Source organism: Paraburkholderia sprentiae WSM5005, from assembly GCF_001865575.2.
GTDB lineage: Bacteria > Pseudomonadota > Gammaproteobacteria > Burkholderiales > Burkholderiaceae > Paraburkholderia > Paraburkholderia sprentiae.
Window position 1 is genome coordinate 1,590,762 of the sequence record NZ_CP017562.2, and the last position, 15,431, is coordinate 1,606,192.

Consider the following 15,431-nt stretch of genomic DNA (forward strand, 5'->3'; position numbering starts at 1 on the left):
TTTATGATTCGTTAGAACGCCATACCAACCTGTATCCACGCGCGCCAGTCAGTGGCGAGCCCGTCGGCGTTTGCACCAGTCGGGCTGCTGCCCGGATTGCGGCCGATCGTGCGAGCGACGGCCCCGTGTACGTTCCAGCGGCCGCTCCACGCGTTCACGCCAAGCCCCGCGGAGGTGAGCCAATAGCTGTTGGTGTTGTCTGCATTGGGCGTCGAACCCGCCCAAGGCCGGTGATGCAGAGAGATCTGACCTGCGTCGAAGAACGCCAGCGCCTGCACCTTGACGGCAGGAAGTCCCACATCGATGTAGCGGCGCAGTTCGAGCGTGCTCAGCCAGCCTTCGTCGCCGGCTGCCTCGCCCACCGGATAGCCGCGCACGCCGGTCGGTCCGCCCAGCAGGAATTTCTCGGAGCTGTCCAGGTTCTGGTTGGCAAGCTGCGCGGCCACACCGGCGTAAAGGCTCCAGTCCTTGTCGAGCGTCTGCAGACGCGACAGGTTCAGCACCAGCTTCGCGTAGTTGCCGGCGGCGCGTGCGCTCATGGCGTCTGCCGCCGCATCTTCTGCATTGCCTGACAGATTCGCGTGTCCCACGGTCAACGCGACACGCCCCTCCACCACCCCGCCCGCACCGAGTCCATCGAAACGGTTGCCTGCGAGCGCCAAGGTGGCGTCGTCCAGTTTGCGTTTGCTCAGGTTGGTGCCGAGTCCGTTGTCCCTGAGCTGTTTGTGCTCGTACAACGCGGTCGCATTGAGGTTCTGCGTTCGGCTGCGAATCAGCGGATAGTCGAGGCCGACCGATCCGACCACGGCGTCACCCGACAGATCGAGCGCACTGTAGGTGTCCTGATTCACCCTGTAGTGCAGATATGAGCCGCCCATCAGCAGATGCAAGCCACTTGCAGTGAGCGGCACGCTGTAGCCCAGATTAGCGACCTCGCTACCGCTGGTCTTGCTGAGCCCCAGCGTCAGCTGGTCGCCAATGCGCAACGGATCGGCGAGCGACAGGATGGCATTGCCGCGCACGGTACCGGTGCTGCGATTGCCATAGTTGTCGACGGATAGCTGACCGCTCACGACAGGCCCTTGCGTTGCGTTCACCAGCAACTTGCTGGTGCCGGGCTCGTCGCCTTTGGCGAGTGACGCATGCGCAGTGATGCCCGGCTGGTCATTGATCAGCAGGAGCGCGCGCTCGAGGTCTTCCTTTTTCAGCGGAACGCCTTGCGGCAGCGCTGCTTCGGCAATCGACGCCAGCCGTTCGTGGCTGCTGCGCGTTCGGCCGGCGATGCTGATGCGCTGATCGCCCGACTGCAGACGCCCCGCGACCAGCGTAACGATGAGATTGCCTTCGGTCAGATCCTGCGGCGGCAGGTACGCGCGGGCCAGCACGTAGCCGCGTCCGCGCAGATATTCGGTGAGCGTGTCCGCCAGCTGCTGCAGGCCCGCATGTCCGAGCGTCTTCCCCACCATGGGCTGCGTCAATGCGGACAAGTCTTCTTTGGCCGCCAGATCGGTATCGCCGTTGAACTTGATGGAGCGCAACTGGACGCTCAACTCGGGGGCCTGCGCGTGCAAGCCGGCCTCGGGTTGGGCAGGCAGGCCGAGTTCAGCCGGGGTGGTGGATTGCGGCTTCGGCGGTTGCGCAAGTTGTTGCTGTTGATTGAGCAGGCTACCCGCGCTCGGGAGCGCTTGTGCATGGGCATGCGACGAGGCAAGAATTCCGACCAAGGCGATGCTGCACGGAGAGACGGCTTTAATCCGGCACCAGGTGTGAGGTTTATGCATGAACTGATGTACCTTGCTTGTAACGTAAAGTGCATACCGCATGAACTACCGAAGCGGACTCGGGCGGAGGCCGCGGCCACCCCGAGCCGATTCCGGCGAGCGCAATCCCAGGACCCCAGTGAGCCGGTCAATGGCAGGCGTCGCGTCACGCGAGGGCGAGCATCCACGCAGCCGCGTGCAATAGCAGGCGACTGTGTGACAGCAATTGGAAAAGTATTGAAATACGGCGGTCATATTCGATTAATCGAATTGACCAAAGAAGAAGAATTCCCCGTTTTGCAACAACCCAATCTTGTCGTTCAACGAACGCTATTTGGTATTGGCGGCCATTTAGAAATGAATAGTTTTGATTACGGCAATTATGGTCAATTTCTTTAGAAGTGACAATAAGTTTTCAATTGTTACGGCCTTAAACATGCCGTCACGGGCTATATCTGACATAATTTAACAATTGTCGCGCGAATCCCACTATTTATGGAAACCAGTGTCGCTTTATGGGAATTACGTAAAACGTTTGCGCGGAAAAAATTACCTGTTTTACGTTTCTCCGTAATCCGATTGCGAATGGCGGAAGAGCACGGCATGGTCCTGGGCTTCGATGAATTGCAGGAAGATGCGTACTTTCGTTGAATGACGCCGGTTAGGTAAATGTGCAGAGCAGACAACGGCCTCGCCGTTGCGGGGCGGCGCGACCTGCTGATGGACGAGGAAACGCGCACGCCGAAACGCAACGGGCGGCGCCACGCGCCGGCGCAGCGCGCAGCGTTCAGCCCGGCAGCTTGGCCGCCAGCACGTCCAGCTTGACGATGGCCGGTGGCGATGCGAACAGCTCGCCCGCCTTCTCCATCAACGCGGCAGCGACCTTGCCGTTCAGATGCGCGTCGCGGCCGGCTTCGTCGTCGAACGCGTCGAAAATGCCGTACGTCGACGGACCGAGCTTCAGACCGAACCACGCGGCGGTGCCCGGTTCCTGCTCCACGAGCGGAAGGCCGCCGAGCAGAAACGCCTCGACTTCCTTTTCCTTGCCGGGCTTGGCTTCCAGACGGACATACAAAGCGAGCGTGACCATGATGCGACTCCTTGTGAGTGCGGCAGCGAGCGGTCCTTTTAAGGCGTTTCGAAAAGTATAGGCGGCCTCGGCCTTAGCGGCGCCGAACTTGATGCGCGGGGCAAGTCACGCAGCCGGAAAGCGCAGCTCGAAACGCACGACGCCCGGCAGCGGACACACCACGCGTGCGCTGCCGCCATGCAGATGCATGATCGCCTTCACGATCGCAAGCCCGAGTCCATTCGATTCGGTGAATGCGCTGCGCGCCGCGTCGCCGCGATAGAAGCGGTCGAACAGCCGGTCCAGCTGCGCGGCGGGGATCGGCTCGCCGTCGTTTTCCACCGTCACAAGCGCGCCCGCCTGGTCCTGCGCGCCGCGCAGGCGCACGATCGTGTCGCCCGCGCCGTAACGCACGGCGTTGACGACCAGATTGTTGATTGCGCGGCGGCACAGCATCGGATTGGCCGATACCATGCCCGCCGCGTCGACGTCGAAACGCATTCCGCGTTCGTCGGCCAGGCCTTCGAAATAGTCGGCGATTCTGACAAGCTCGCCATGCAGATCGACCGGCTGCCGCTCGATCGACAACGCCGCATGATCCGCATGCGCGAGAAACAGGATGTTCTCCGCGATATGGCTCAGGCGGTTCAATTCCTCGAGATTCGATTCGAGCAGTTGCTGATATTCGTCGGCTTCGCGCGGCTGCGCGAGCGCCACCTGGGTCTGGCCGAGCAGCGCGCCGACCGGCGTGCGAATCTCGTGCGCGAGATCGGCGGAAAACTGCTGCAGGCGTTGATAGCCGTCGGCGAGACGATCGAGCATCGCATTGAACGCGTGGGTGAGTTGACGCAGTTCCACGGGCGCCGCCTCGTCGTCGAGCCGCACCGCCAGATTCGTCGGGCTGATCTGCGCGGCGCGGCTGGCGATCTCGCGCACCGGTCGCAGCGCGCGGCGCAGCACGCAGTAAGCGAGCAGCGTCGCGGCCAGCATGCCGGTCAGCGTCGCCAGCAGGATGCGGTTGCGGTACTCGGCCAGCATGCGCATTTCATGCGTCATCGGATGGCCGGCGATCACTTCGACCTGGGCGCCATCCTCGCGCGCTGTCGCGGTCGCGATCGCCCAATGCACCGGCACGCCGCCGGGCAGACGCGTCTGGCGGATGTCGGCCGCGCGCGGCGGATCGTCCGCCGGGCCGGCCGGCAACTCAGGCACCGCGAGCCTGCCCGGATTCACGTCGACGAACGGCGCTTCGCCCGGGCGGCGAAACAGCAGCACGTCCTCTTCCGCGCCGAGCATCGTCTCGAACAGCAGCGGGCGCTTTTTTAATTCGCTAACCGAATAGAGGTCGTGCACGATGCGGCTGAAATGCTCGACGCGCCCGCTCAGCACGACGTCGGCGCGGCGTTGCAGCGAGACCTCGGCGGAATGATAGAAATACGCGCCGAGCGAGCCGATCACCGCGCAGGCAATCAGCGCAAACAGCAAGGTGGTGCGCGCAATCAGCGAGCGTTCGGTCCACAGCTTCATACACCGTCGCCGAACGTGTAGCCGATGCTGCGCACGGTGTGGATCAGCTTCTTCTCGAACGGGTGATCGAGCTTCGCGCGCAGACGCTTGATCGCCACGTCGACCACGTTGGTGTCGCTATCGAAGTTCATGTCCCACACTTCCGATGCGATCTGCGACCGCGACAGCGCTTCGCCCTCGCGGCGCACCAGCAGATGCAGCAGCATGAATTCCTTGTTGGTCAGCGCAATGTCGACGCCCTCGCGTGTGACGCGGCGGCGCAGCACGTCGAGCTTGAGGTCGGCGATTTCGAACACGTCGCTCTCGCGGATCACGCCACGGCGCAGCAACGTACGAATGCGCAGCACCAGCTCGGCGAACGAAAACGGCTTGACCAGATAATCGTCGGCGCCGAGTTCGAGACCCCGAATGCGGTCGCTGACCTGATCGCGCGCGGTCAGAAAAATCACCCGCAGATCGCGTCGCGCGCGCAACGCCCGGATGATCTCCCAGCCGTCGATGCCGGGCAGCATCACGTCGAGCACCACGAGTTCGTAGTCGTGCTCGAGCGCCAGATGCAGGCCGTCCGTGCCGGTGCGCGCGAGGTCGACCGCGTAGCCGTTCTCGCGCAGGCCCTTCTTCAGATAATCGCCGGTCTTCGGATCGTCTTCGATGACGAGGATGCTCATGATGCTCGCTGCTCCTGCGCGCGACTGGACCCGAAGGCCTCTCACGCGTGCAAAAAACGCCTGATGAAAGCGCCTGGAAAAACATGCGGCACGCCCGTCGGCCATTCTACGTCGCGGCCATAGGCCGTTGATGACGTTTTTGTCATGCTGCGGTCACGCTGAAGAGCCAACGCCAAGCCTACTCTGAGCGCACCGTTCACCACGCTGCATCCCTTCCTGGAGTTGCCTCATGAAGACCCGCATGAAGATAGCCCGCGCACGAACGCTGCGCGCCCTCGCCGTCCCCGCCCTCGCCGCCGCGCTGTTCGCGACGATGCCCGTCGCTTCGGCCCAGAACGCGACGCCGACCGGCGTGCGCGGCACGGTGACGTCGCTGTCGGGCGATCTGCTCAAAGTCCACACGCGCGGCGGCGAGGACGTCGACGTGAAGCTCGCCGCCGACACGCCGATTCGCGGCGTCACGCTCGCCAACGTCAGTGACATCAAGCCGGACAGCTACGTCGGCACCGCCGCGATTGCGCAGCCCGACGGCACGCTGAAGGCGCTCGAAGTGCATGTGTTCCCGGCGAGTATGCGCGGCTCGGGCGAAGGTCATCGGCCGTGGGATCTCGGTGCGAACAGCACGATGACGAACGGCACGGTCGGCTCGCTGGTGGTCAGCAACGGCCGCACGATGACGGTGAAGTACAAGGATGGCGAGAAGAAGATCGTGATTCCGCAGGACGTGCCGATCGTCAGCCTGGAGCCGGGTAGCCGCGCGTTGCTCACGCCCGGCACGAAGGTCGTGCTGTTTGCGCACAAGGAGGCGGACGGCTCGATGGCGGCGAATTTCATTTCGGCCGGCGAACACGGGGTGACACCGCCGATGTGAAGCCGCGCCGTTCTTTCTTCCGCACCTCGCCTTTCAAGCCAATGCCACAATCGCAAGCATCTCTGATCGTTCATCCTCTCGTCGTTCGCTTGACGCATTGGACCAACGCGTTCGCGATGGTCTGCATGGTGATGAGCGGCTGGGCGATCTATAACGCGTCGCCGATCTTTCCGTTCCGGTTTCCCGCATGGGCGACGCTCGGCGGGTGGCTCGGCGGCTCGATCGCATGGCACTTCGCGGCGATGTGGCTGCTGTGCGCGAACGCTCTGCTGTATCTGGCGTATGGCGTGGCGAGCGGCCATTTGCATCGCAAGCTGCTGCCGGTGCGTCCCGGCGACGTGGCGCGCGATGCGGCGCTCGCGTTGCGCTTCAGGCTGCCGCATCAGCCGGGCCGATACAACGCCGTGCAGCGCGCGCTGTATCTGTTGGTGTTGCTGCTCGGCGTGCTGCTGGTGGCGTCGGGACTGTCGATCTGGAAGCCGGTGCAATTCTGCTGGCTGAGCGCGCTGTTCGGCGGCTTCGATTTCGCCCGGCGCGTGCACTTCGTCGCGATGGCCGGCGTGGTCGGCTTCCTCGTCGTGCATCTGCTGCTGGTGCTGCTGGTGCCGCGCACGTTGCCACCGATGTTCACCGGACGCGCGCGGCCGAGCGCGCCTCGCATCGATCAAGCATCCGAGAGGACTCGCGCATGAGCGCCCCGCAATCAAACGATACGGCGCACGATACGCCCATCAGTGCAGAAGACGCGGGCCGCTCCCGCATCGTGCTGGCGGAGCACCGGCCGCGGATCGAACAGTTGCAACGCCGTTTATTCCTGCGCTCGTCGCTATCGATCGGCGCGCTCGCGATGCTGTCCGGCTGCAACCTGCAGGACAACGATTCCGTCGACAAGGTGCTATGGGCGATGTCGCGCTGGAACGATCGCGTGCAGGCGTGGCTGTTCGATCGTAACAAGCTCGCGCCGACCTATTCGGCGCGCGATATCACCGATCCATTTCCGTTCAACTCGTTCTATGCCGAGTTCGATGCGCCCGACGTCGACGGTTCGGCCTATCGGCTCGAGGTATCCGGGCTCGTCGCGGACAAACGCAGCTGGAGCCTCGAACAGTTGCGCGCGTTGCCACAGGTCTCGCAGATCACGCGTCACGTGTGCATCGAAGGATGGAGCGCGATCGGACAATGGAGCGGCGTGCCGTTTCGCACGTTCCTCGAACGGATCGGCGCCGATCTGAGCGCGCGCTACGTAGGCTTCAAATGCGCGGACCGCTACTACTCGAGCCTCGACATGGCGACCGCGCTGCATCCGCAAACGCAATTGACGCTCGATTTCCGCAACGCGCCGCTGCCGGCCAAATACGGGTATCCGCTGAAGCTGCGCGTACCGACCAAGCTCGGCTTCAAGAACCCGAAGCATATTGCCGCGATCTTCGTGACGAACACGAATCCGGGCGGCTACTGGGAAGATCAGGGCTACAACTGGTTCAGCGGGCTTTAGACCGCGGTGACGTAACGCGGCACCGGCTTGGGTACGCGTGGCGGCGGCGCATCGTGAGCGATGCGCATGCGCTTGACCTCGTCGACGGGACTCAGGCCGAACAGCCGCTTGAACTCGCGGCTAAACTGCGACGCGCTCTCGTACCCGACCCGCGCGGCAGCCGCACCCGCATTCAAGCCATCCTGCACCATCAACAGACGCGCGTGATGCAGGCGCGTGGTCTTCACGTACTGCATCGGCGAGGTCGCGGTGACCGCCTTGAACTGCGCATGAAACACCGCGAGGCTCATGCCGGCTTCGGCCGCGAGCGTATCGACGTCGAGCGACGCGTGGTAGTCGCCATGAATGCGCCGCAGCGCCTTCGCGATGCGGCCGAAGTGATTCTGGTGCGTGAGCGCCGCGCGAATCGCGCCGCCCTGCTCGCCGGTCAGCACGCGATAACAGATTTCTCGCACGATGCCGGGTGCAAGGATTTGCGCGTCGAGCGGCGACGCGAGCGCTTCCATCAGACGCTGCACAGCGCTGCTCAGTGCGGAATCGAGCGGCGTCGAGTAGATGCCAGCCGGTTCGTGCTGCCCGATGGCCTGAGTTTCGTTGAGTGCCATCAGCAGCTCGGCGACCATCGTCAGATCGACGCGCACGGAGATGCCGAGAAACGGCTCCTGTTCGCTCGCCTCGGTCTCGCATTCGAACGGCAGCGGCACCGACAGCACCAGATACTGCTGCGCGTCGTACTGGAACACCTGATCGCCAAGATAGCCACGCTTGCGTCCCTGACAGACGATCACGATGCTCGGCTCGTACATGACTGGCATACGCGGCATCGGACGATTCGCGCGCAGGAAGCTGACGCCTTCGAGGCTCGAGCGCGTCATGCCGGCATGCGGCGCGAGGAGATTGAACAGTTCCAGCACGCGGCGTTGCGCGGGGTGGTCCGTAGCGGAACCGACAGCTTGGGTGGACATGACGATAGGGTGACGGTCAAGAGAATAGTGCTTGAAATTTAGCATCAAACAGCCTACCGCGCTGCCCCTCCGGAGTTTTAGGCAAACCTTCAAGACGATCAGGTATTCCCCCAGCGGTGCTGGGCTCCTAACATGGGAACCCTGCCGGATCGCCTTTTCGCCGCGCGCAGCGTGCACGGTCATCGACCGCCATGAGCCGCAGCTTGCCAACGGCGGCCACGGCGCTTGCGCCCCGATCCCGGTTCATGCTGCGGCCCGCCGCATTCGCAACCTCGTGTTGCGGATCGCCGGCGCGTCGCAGGTTGCGCCATCACCCTTTTTGCTGGAGCTACCCATGACCACGACGTATGCCTATGCAGCGACCGACGCCACCACGCCGCTCGCCCCGTTCGAAATCCAGCGCCGTGCGCCGCGCGCCCATGATGTGCAGATGGAAGTGCTGTACTGCGGCGTATGCCACTCCGACCTGCATCAGGCGCGCAACGAATGGAAGAACACGATTTACCCGGTGGTGCCGGGCCACGAGATCGTGGGCCGCGTGACCGCGGTCGGTCCGAACGTGACGAAGTACAAGGTCGGCGAACTCGTCGCGGTGGGCTGTCTGGTCGATTCTTGTCGCACTTGTGCGAGTTGCGCGGAAGGTCTCGAGCAGTATTGCGAAAACGGTTGGGTGGGCACGTATAACGGTGTCGATCGCGTCGACGGGCAGGTCACGTACGGCGGCTATTCGACGCAACTGGTCGTCGATGAGGCTTTCACGCTGCGCGTGCCGCAGAATCTCGACCCCGCGGGTGTCGCACCGTTGCTGTGCGCGGGCATCACCACGTATTCGCCGCTGCGCACGTGGGGCGCGGGTCCGGGCAAGAAGGTCGGCATTGTCGGCCTCGGCGGTCTCGGCCATATGGGCGTGAAGCTGGCGCGGGCGATGGGCGCGCACGTCGTGCTGTTCACGACGTCGCCGTCGAAGATCGAGGATGCGAAGCGGCTTGGGGCGCATGAAGTGGTCGTGTCGAAGAATCCGCAGGAGATGGAAGCGCATGTGAATAGCTTCGATTTCATTCTGAATACGGTGGCTGCGCAGCATGATCTGAATCCGTTTTTGAATCTGCTCAAGCGGGATGCGACGATGACGTTGGTCGGCGCGCCGGAGCACGATCATCCGTCGCCGCAGGTGTTCAACCTGATCTTTAAGCGACGCCGGCTGGCGGGCTCTCTTATTGGGGGGATTGCCGAGACGCAGGAGATGCTCGATTTCTGCGGTGAGCATGGCATTACTTCTGATATCGAAATGATTCCGATGCAGAACATCAATGAGGCTTATGAGCGCATGCTCAGGAGCGATGTGAAGTATCGGTTTGTGGTTGATATGGATTCGTTGCGGAAGTAATGGTGCTTTTTTTCGCCGCGCGGCGGGTGGCGTTTTTTTGCGCCTGCGGCGCGGGTTCTGTTTGTTGTTTGTGTTTTTTTTGCCCTTGCTTTTTTTCTGTGTTCTTAGGGGGTTGGCCTTTCCTTGATTTGTTGTCGGTCTATTAGCGTTGCCCCTGTGCGGGGCGGCACCTACTTTCTTTGCTGCTGCAAAGAAAGTAGGCAAAGAAGACAGCTTTACACCGCAAATTCTTAAGCGGGTCCCTCGGTCTGCATCACGTAGTGGTGCATCTGGAATCTGTGGTCTCGCACATTCGGCGTTAGCGACAAGGCAGTCATACCTCCGGCGGCGCTGCGCGCGCCGACGCCCCGGACAAAAACCATCGGTCTTTCGGCGCATCGCCAAGGTGTGGCCGATGGCCCCCACCAACATAAAAAGCACCAGCGGGTTTCCCCTGCATGCCCGTCCGCGACGCACGCAGTGCGCAGCGGGAGGGATGACGGCTTTGTCACTGCCGTGGAATGTGCGGGAGCACGGATTCCAGATGCACCACTACCCCCTCCCAGCCAGGGGACCCGCTTATGAGCTGGCGGTTTAAAGCTGTCTTCTTTGCCTACTTTCTTTGCAGCAGCAAAGAAAGTAGGTGCCGCCCCGCACAGGGGCAACGCTAATAGACCGACAAGACAACAAGGAAAGGCCAACACCGAAAAAGAACAAAGACAAAAAAGCCACAGGCAAAAAAAAGAAACCCATTTGGAGCAAACCAGTGATCGACAGAATAACTGCAATGCGCACATTCATCCGAATCGTGGACACCAACAGCTTCACCCGCGCAGCGGAGTCATTGAACATCCCGCGTGCAACGGCGACCACGATCGTCCAGAACCTGGAAGCCCTGCTAGGCACAGCGCTCCTGGTCCGCACGACGCGCCGCCTGAGCATCACGCCAGAAGGCGCCGCCTACTACGAACGCTGTGCGCAAATCCTGGCCGACATCGACGAAATGGAAGCCAGCATCCGGAATTCGACCGACAATCTGACCGGCCGCCTACGCATCGAAATGCCAAGCGCGGTCGCCAGCGCAATCGTGCTTCCGTCGCTGGACGACTTCCACGCCCGTTATCCGAATCTCGATCTCGCAATCGGCGTCAGCAACCGCACCGTCGATATGGTCTCGGAAGCAATCGACTGCAGCATCCAGCTCGGTGAATTGCCCGATTCCAATCTCGTCGCGCGGCAACTCGGCACACTCGATCAAGTGACCTGCGCGAGTCCAGTCTATCTGGCCCGCCACGGCACACCCGTCGATCTCGACGGGCTTCGCGCGCACGTCGCGGTCAACTGCGTGTCGCCGCATAGCGGCCGCGAATGCGACTTCGATTTCGAAGTGGATGGCGAAGCGCGCAAGGTCAAGCTCAACGGCTTCGTGCAGGTCAGCGACGAACAGGCGTACCTGACCTGCGGACTGCAAGGACTTGGCATGATCCAGCCTGCCCGCATCGCCGCGCAGCCCTACCTCGATTCGGGCTTGCTGTGTGAAGTGCTGCCGCAATGGAAACCAGTACCGATGCCGGTCTCGGTCGCGTATGTGAAGAACCGCCGCGTCTCGCCGCGCGTGCGCGCGTTCGTCGATTGGCTGGCGGAGCTGTTCGAGAAGGCCGGGCACGTCGAGCAGGATATGTCGCGCGTGCGTCAGTTGCTGCGCGGCCTGCATCCCGCGTGAAGCGGATGCGGGCGCACGGCGCTCGCGCGTTCACTAGTCCGGCAACCGCACCGGTACCGGCCGCGTCAACAGATCGACGTAGAAATCAAAAAACGCCGGATTATCAAATCGTTTGACGACGGTCATCTTCTGCAAACCCGGCGGCGGCGAACTCGTGTAGCCCCTTGCCTTGCCATCGTTGGCGCCGAAGCTCGTGTCCACATTCACCCACTCCTCGACGGTCTCGGTCGCGAACGACGGATGCATCAGATACGCGAGCGTCAGCGTGTCCCAGATGTTCGTCGTGTAGTTCGAATTGGTCTCGAAGCCGTTCTTGCCGTCGAAACCATAGCCGTTCAGCGTCTTGAACAGTTGCGTGATGATGGTCTGCTTCGCCGGATCGTGCGCGACGCGGTCGTACAGCGCCTTGTCCATTTTCACGGTATCCGTCACGTCGAGCGGAATCACCGTCTGTTTGATCGGCAGACGCAGGACCGTTTTCGCCGCTTCGGGATCGAACCACCAGTTGAACTCGGCGGTGGGCGTGGTATTGCCCGGCACGTCGATCGCGCCGCCCATGTAGATGATCTGCTTGATCAGCGGCACGATCTCCGGATGCTCGCGCGTGGCCAGCGCGATGTTGGTCAGCGGGCCGATCGCAAGGATCGTCACTTCGCCCGGATAGCGCTTGACCGATTCGACGATGAAGTCGATCGCGCTCTGGCTCTGCATGTTCGTATGCGTCGCGAAACCGTCCGGCGGCGCGACGAGGTCGCTCGCCGATTTTGGCTCCGGCTTGCTCCATGCGCCGATATAACCATCACCGCCGGGGAATGCCTTCAGTTCCTGCTGGATCGTCGCGAAGTCGTGCGACAGCGCGTAATTGGCGCCCGCATACACGCCGATCTGTTGTTCGACGCCGAGCCGCTCGACCGATTTCAGCGCATCGGCAACACCCTGCTTGAGCCACTGATTGCCAGACACCACGGTAATGCCGAGCACTTTCAGCGAACCCTGCGCCTGCAATTGCGCGGCCATCACGCCGAGCTGGCCGTCGTCGCCGAGCGTGTTGTAGTCGCTGTCGATGATCACCTTCGGCGGATCGCTCCGGGCATCGAGACGGCTGCTGCCGCAAGCTGCGAAATTGAGTGTGGTTGCCACGCTTGCCGCCCAGATCAATGCCAGGAGAATTCGCCTCATCGATGCCTCCTTTGGAATGTCGGTGGGTGACGCTGACTGACAATCAACGCGCAAACGACAGCGAAAGCAAAAGCGGCTCGCGACGCCACTGCAACGTCACGAGCCGCCTCGAATAGCGCGCTGTCTCACACCCCGTTACTGCGATTCCTCCGCCCACACGGCGTTCTCCCGCGTCATCAGCGCAGTCGATGCCGCCGGCCCGAACGTGCCCGCCGAATACGAGCGCGGCCGCTCGCCCGACTTCGCCCAGCCGTCGAGAATCGGTTCGGCCCACGCCCATGCCGCTTCGAGTTCGTCGCGGCGCATGAAGTGCGTCAGACGTCCGCGGATCACGTCGATCAGCAGACGCTCATAGGCCTCCGCGCGACGCTCGGTGAACGCCTGCTGCAGGTCCAGGTTCAGGCTCACCGGCAGCATGTGCATGCCGCTGCCCGGCTCTTTCGCGAGCACCTGCAACTGGATCGACTCTTCCGGCTGCAACTGGATCACCAGACGATTGCCGTACGTGCGCCCACCGCTCGGGATGATCGAGAACGGCAGATCGGAGAATTCGATGACGATCTCCGACAGCTTCTTCTGCATCCGCTTGCCGGTGCGCAGGAAGAACGGCACGTTGGCCCAGCGCCAGTTGTTGATCCGCGCGCGCAACGCGACGAAGGTTTCGGCGCGGCTGCCCGCCGGCACGTTGTCTTCCTCGAGGTAGCCCTTGACCGCCTCGCCATCGACGGCGCCCGCAGTGTACTGGCCGCGCACCGTGTCGCGCGCGATGTCCTCGGGCGTCATCGGCCGCAGTGAGCGCAGCACTTTCAGTTTTTCGTCGCGCACCGCGTCGGGATCGAGCGACACCGGCGGCTCCATCGCGACGATGCACAACAGTTGCAGCAGGTGGTTCTGCACCATGTCGCGCAGCGCGCCGGTCTTGTCGTAGAACCCGGCGCGGCTGCCCACGCCGACCGTTTCGGCCACCGTGATCTGCACGCTCTTGATGTAAGGCGCCTGCCACAGCGGCCCGAAAATCGGATTACCGAAGCGCAGCACCATCAGGTTCTGCACGGTTTCCTTGCCGAGGTAGTGGTCGATCCGGTAGATCTGCGCTTCGTCGAAATGCTTGCCGACCGCGTTGTTGATCTCCTGCGCGGACGCGAGGTCATGGCCGAGCGGCTTTTCGAGCACTACGCGCGAATTGCCGTCGACGAGCCCGGCCGCCGCCAGGTTATCGCAGATATGAGTGAACAGATCCGGCGACGTCGCCAGATAGAACACGCGGTTCACGCCGTCGCGCGACGCTTCCTTCAGGCGCAGGTAGTCCTCGGGCGCATCGACGTCCATCCGCACGTACTCGAAAATCGCCAGGAATTTGTCCCAGGCGGACGCGTCGAACGCTTTCTTTTCGATGAAGGGCTTCGCCTTCTGCTCCATGAATTCGCTGATGTATTCATCGCGCGACCAGGGCTTGCGGCCAATCGTCAGAATGCGGCTGTCCGGCGGCAGGTTGCCGTGCAGATGCGCCATGTACAGCGCGGGCAGCAGCTTGCGGAACGACAGGTCGCCGGTGCCGCCGAAGATGATCATGTCGAGCGGCAGGTCGGGTGTGGCGGAAGCTTGTTGGGTCGTCATGGCACGGTCGCAGCGTCTAGGGAAAAGGCGTCGATCAGGAATCGGCGGCCGGCGGACGGGCTAGGGCTTACGTCCGCGACGGCGCTTATTCCGGCAAACGCCTATGGTGCAACGTTTTGAGATAGTTTGCACGGCAACATGTGCCGCAGGTTAGCGCAAGTTGCCACCTTGCGCGGCAAACGGCTGTTTTTGCGGGAATATCCTGCGCGATTTTTGCCGGCCGGGCCGCTGGCGGTCAGCCCCGCGCCAGCGCGTCGTGTGCGACCCGGCACGCGGCCAGATCCCACGCCGCGCAGCCGACGCTCTTGAACACCACCGGGCCCGCCGGTGCGCGCTGCGTCTGATCCAGCACCGCGGCGATCCCCCCCACCCGCGCCCAGTCGACGCCGGCCTGGATGAAATCGCCGGCCTCGTGCTTCGCGCCGGCCGCGTCGTCGACGAACAGCGCGCTGCCGGCGATCGTCGTCGCGCCGATCTCGACCATCTGTGGCGTGAACGCGCCGACGCCGATCACGAGTCGCTCGGCATGCGCCGGCTCGTCATAGACCGGCTGTGTGCTCGTGGTCAAGGCGATCACGACCTCGACCGAAGCGGGAATCGTCGCGCCCGCTTGTGTGAGCGGCCGCAACTCGCGCACCTTGCCACGCTGCGCCGCGCAGAATGCGTCGGCGCGCGCGGGCGCGCTGCCCTTGACCCATACGCACGCGTCGGGAAACAGTTCGCCGATCGCCTCCAGATGATTGAGCGCCTGCGTGCCGGTGCCGATCAGCAGAAATTCGCGCGGCATGCGCCCGGCGAACGTCGCAATGCCGAGCATCGACATCGCCGCGGTGCGGCGGCCCGTCACGGTCGGACCGTCGAGGACGAACAGCGTCTCGCCGGTATCGGCATCGAAGGCCATGACCTGGCCGTGGATCGTCGGCAGATGGCGCGCGCCGTTGCTCGCGCACACGTTGACGAGCTTGTGGATTGCGAGATCGGGCGCGGTGGCGGGCATCGACAGCATGATGCCGCCGGCGTTCAACGGCACCACGAGCCGCTCGGGGCTCACGATGCGCGCTTGCGCGTAGTCGATGCTGGCGCGCCTCAATGCGTCGACAAGCGCTGCGTAAGGCATCAGCCGCGCGGTGGCGGCGGCGTCGAAGATTCGCGTGCTCGGATGGGTCATGAGAGGGACGGTCCAATGCCGGA

General features: G+C 63.1%; 14 protein-coding genes. 6 read left to right on the forward strand and 8 right to left on the reverse strand.

All coding sequences use genetic code 11. From position 1 onward, the window contains the following. Window positions 1-11: 11 nt before the first annotated feature. Window positions 12-1,724, reverse strand: a complete 1,713-nt coding sequence (locus BJG93_RS23980) for a ShlB/FhaC/HecB family hemolysin secretion/activation protein (RefSeq protein WP_231337511.1) — start codon at window positions 1,722-1,724, stop codon at window positions 12-14. Window positions 1,725-1,976: 252 nt separating this feature from the next. Between BJG93_RS23980 and BJG93_RS23985 the strand changes: the two genes are divergently transcribed. Further along, window positions 1,977-2,159 (forward strand): hypothetical protein, encoded by a 183-nt coding sequence (locus tag BJG93_RS23985; protein WP_154671668.1) that lies wholly within the window; start codon window positions 1,977-1,979, stop codon window positions 2,157-2,159. Between the two features lie 388 nt (window positions 2,160-2,547). Here BJG93_RS23985 and BJG93_RS23990 read toward each other — a convergent pair whose 3' ends face one another. From BJG93_RS23990 to BJG93_RS24000, 3 genes are all read right to left on the reverse strand, one after another. Next, window positions 2,548-2,850, reverse strand: a complete 303-nt coding sequence (locus BJG93_RS23990) for a putative quinol monooxygenase (protein ID WP_027193841.1) — start codon at window positions 2,848-2,850, stop codon at window positions 2,548-2,550. A gap of 105 nt (window positions 2,851-2,955) precedes the next feature. After that, entirely contained in the window at window positions 2,956-4,356 is a 1,401-nt protein-coding gene (locus BJG93_RS23995; RefSeq protein ID WP_027193842.1) for a heavy metal sensor histidine kinase, read from the reverse strand. Continuing rightward, window positions 4,353-5,024 carry a heavy metal response regulator transcription factor gene (locus tag BJG93_RS24000; RefSeq protein WP_027193843.1) on the reverse strand — a complete coding sequence of 224 codons (672 nt, stop codon included), beginning with the start codon at window positions 5,022-5,024 and terminating at the stop codon, window positions 4,353-4,355. The genes BJG93_RS23995 and BJG93_RS24000 overlap by 4 nt, the downstream gene beginning before the upstream one ends. Window positions 5,025-5,253: 229 nt before the next feature. Here BJG93_RS24000 and BJG93_RS24005 point away from each other — a divergent pair, with 229 nt between their 5' ends. The 3 genes from BJG93_RS24005 to BJG93_RS24015 are packed head-to-tail and all read left to right on the forward strand — an operon-like array spanning window position 5,254 to window position 7,390. Next, a complete protein-coding gene (locus BJG93_RS24005) occupies window positions 5,254-5,895 on the forward strand; it encodes a hypothetical protein (protein ID WP_034476984.1) in 642 nt (213 codons plus the stop codon). A 41-nt stretch (window positions 5,896-5,936) separates the two neighbouring features. Further along, window positions 5,937-6,587, forward strand: coding sequence for a cytochrome b/b6 domain-containing protein (locus BJG93_RS24010; RefSeq protein ID WP_027193845.1), 651 nt, complete (start codon window positions 5,937-5,939; stop codon window positions 6,585-6,587). Beyond that, complete coding sequence (locus tag BJG93_RS24015; RefSeq protein ID WP_034476986.1) at window positions 6,584-7,390, forward strand: molybdopterin-dependent oxidoreductase; 807 nt, start codon at window positions 6,584-6,586, stop codon at window positions 7,388-7,390. The genes BJG93_RS24010 and BJG93_RS24015 overlap by 4 nt, the downstream gene beginning before the upstream one ends. On the opposite strand, the gene BJG93_RS24020 is transcribed toward BJG93_RS24015, so the two are convergent. Continuing rightward, a complete protein-coding gene (locus tag BJG93_RS24020) occupies window positions 7,387-8,355 on the reverse strand; it encodes an AraC family transcriptional regulator (RefSeq protein WP_027193847.1) in 969 nt (322 codons plus the stop codon). The two genes, BJG93_RS24015 and BJG93_RS24020, sit on opposite strands and share 4 nt — an antisense overlap. Before the next feature lie 334 nt (window positions 8,356-8,689). On the opposite strand from BJG93_RS24020, the gene BJG93_RS24025 reads away from it, so the two are divergent. Next, complete coding sequence (locus BJG93_RS24025; protein WP_027193848.1) at window positions 8,690-9,742, forward strand: NAD(P)-dependent alcohol dehydrogenase; 1,053 nt, start codon at window positions 8,690-8,692, stop codon at window positions 9,740-9,742. 745 nt (window positions 9,743-10,487) lie between these two features. After that, entirely contained in the window at window positions 10,488-11,444 is a 957-nt protein-coding gene (locus BJG93_RS24030) for a LysR family transcriptional regulator (RefSeq protein WP_027193849.1), read from the forward strand. 33 nt (window positions 11,445-11,477) lie between these two features. On the opposite strand, the gene BJG93_RS24035 is transcribed toward BJG93_RS24030, so the two are convergent. From BJG93_RS24035 to lhpI, 3 genes are all read right to left on the reverse strand, one after another. Further along, window positions 11,478-12,623 carry a nucleoside hydrolase gene (locus tag BJG93_RS24035; protein WP_027193850.1) on the reverse strand — a complete coding sequence of 382 codons (1,146 nt, stop codon included), beginning with the start codon at window positions 12,621-12,623 and terminating at the stop codon, window positions 11,478-11,480. Window positions 12,624-12,758: 135 nt separating this feature from the next. Beyond that, window positions 12,759-14,240, reverse strand: a complete 1,482-nt coding sequence (gene zwf, locus BJG93_RS24040) for a glucose-6-phosphate dehydrogenase (protein WP_027193851.1) — start codon at window positions 14,238-14,240, stop codon at window positions 12,759-12,761. A gap of 235 nt (window positions 14,241-14,475) precedes the next feature. Next, the gene (lhpI, locus tag BJG93_RS24045) at window positions 14,476-15,408 is read right to left on the reverse strand and encodes a bifunctional Delta(1)-pyrroline-2-carboxylate/Delta(1)-piperideine-2-carboxylate reductase (RefSeq protein WP_027193852.1); all 933 of its coding nucleotides are present in this window, start codon (window positions 15,406-15,408) and stop codon (window positions 14,476-14,478) included. Window positions 15,409-15,431: the final 23 nt, after the last annotated feature.

Bases quoted from the DNA above. Each gene is read 5' to 3' on its own strand.
- BJG93_RS23990 (WP_027193841.1), bottom strand. From the start codon at position 2,850: ATGGTCACGCTCGCTTTGTATGTCCGTCTGGAAGCCAAGCCCGGCAAG.
- BJG93_RS23995 (WP_027193842.1), bottom strand. From the start codon at position 4,356: ATGAAGCTGTGGACCGAACGCTCGCTGATTGCGCGCACCACCTTGCTG.
- BJG93_RS24000 (WP_027193843.1), bottom strand. From the start codon at position 5,024: ATGAGCATCCTCGTCATCGAAGACGATCCGAAGACCGGCGATTATCTG.
- BJG93_RS24005 (WP_034476984.1), top strand. From the start codon at position 5,254: ATGAAGACCCGCATGAAGATAGCCCGCGCACGAACGCTGCGCGCCCTC.
- BJG93_RS24010 (WP_027193845.1), top strand. From the start codon at position 5,937: ATGCCACAATCGCAAGCATCTCTGATCGTTCATCCTCTCGTCGTTCGC.
- BJG93_RS24015 (WP_034476986.1), top strand. From the start codon at position 6,584: ATGAGCGCCCCGCAATCAAACGATACGGCGCACGATACGCCCATCAGT.
- BJG93_RS24020 (WP_027193847.1), bottom strand. From the start codon at position 8,355: ATGTCCACCCAAGCTGTCGGTTCCGCTACGGACCACCCCGCGCAACGC.
- BJG93_RS24025 (WP_027193848.1), top strand. From the start codon at position 8,690: ATGACCACGACGTATGCCTATGCAGCGACCGACGCCACCACGCCGCTC.
- BJG93_RS24035 (WP_027193850.1), bottom strand. From the start codon at position 12,623: ATGAGGCGAATTCTCCTGGCATTGATCTGGGCGGCAAGCGTGGCAACC.
- zwf (WP_027193851.1), bottom strand. From the start codon at position 14,240: ATGACGACCCAACAAGCTTCCGCCACACCCGACCTGCCGCTCGACATG.
- lhpI (WP_027193852.1), bottom strand. From the start codon at position 15,408: ATGACCCATCCGAGCACGCGAATCTTCGACGCCGCCGCCACCGCGCGG.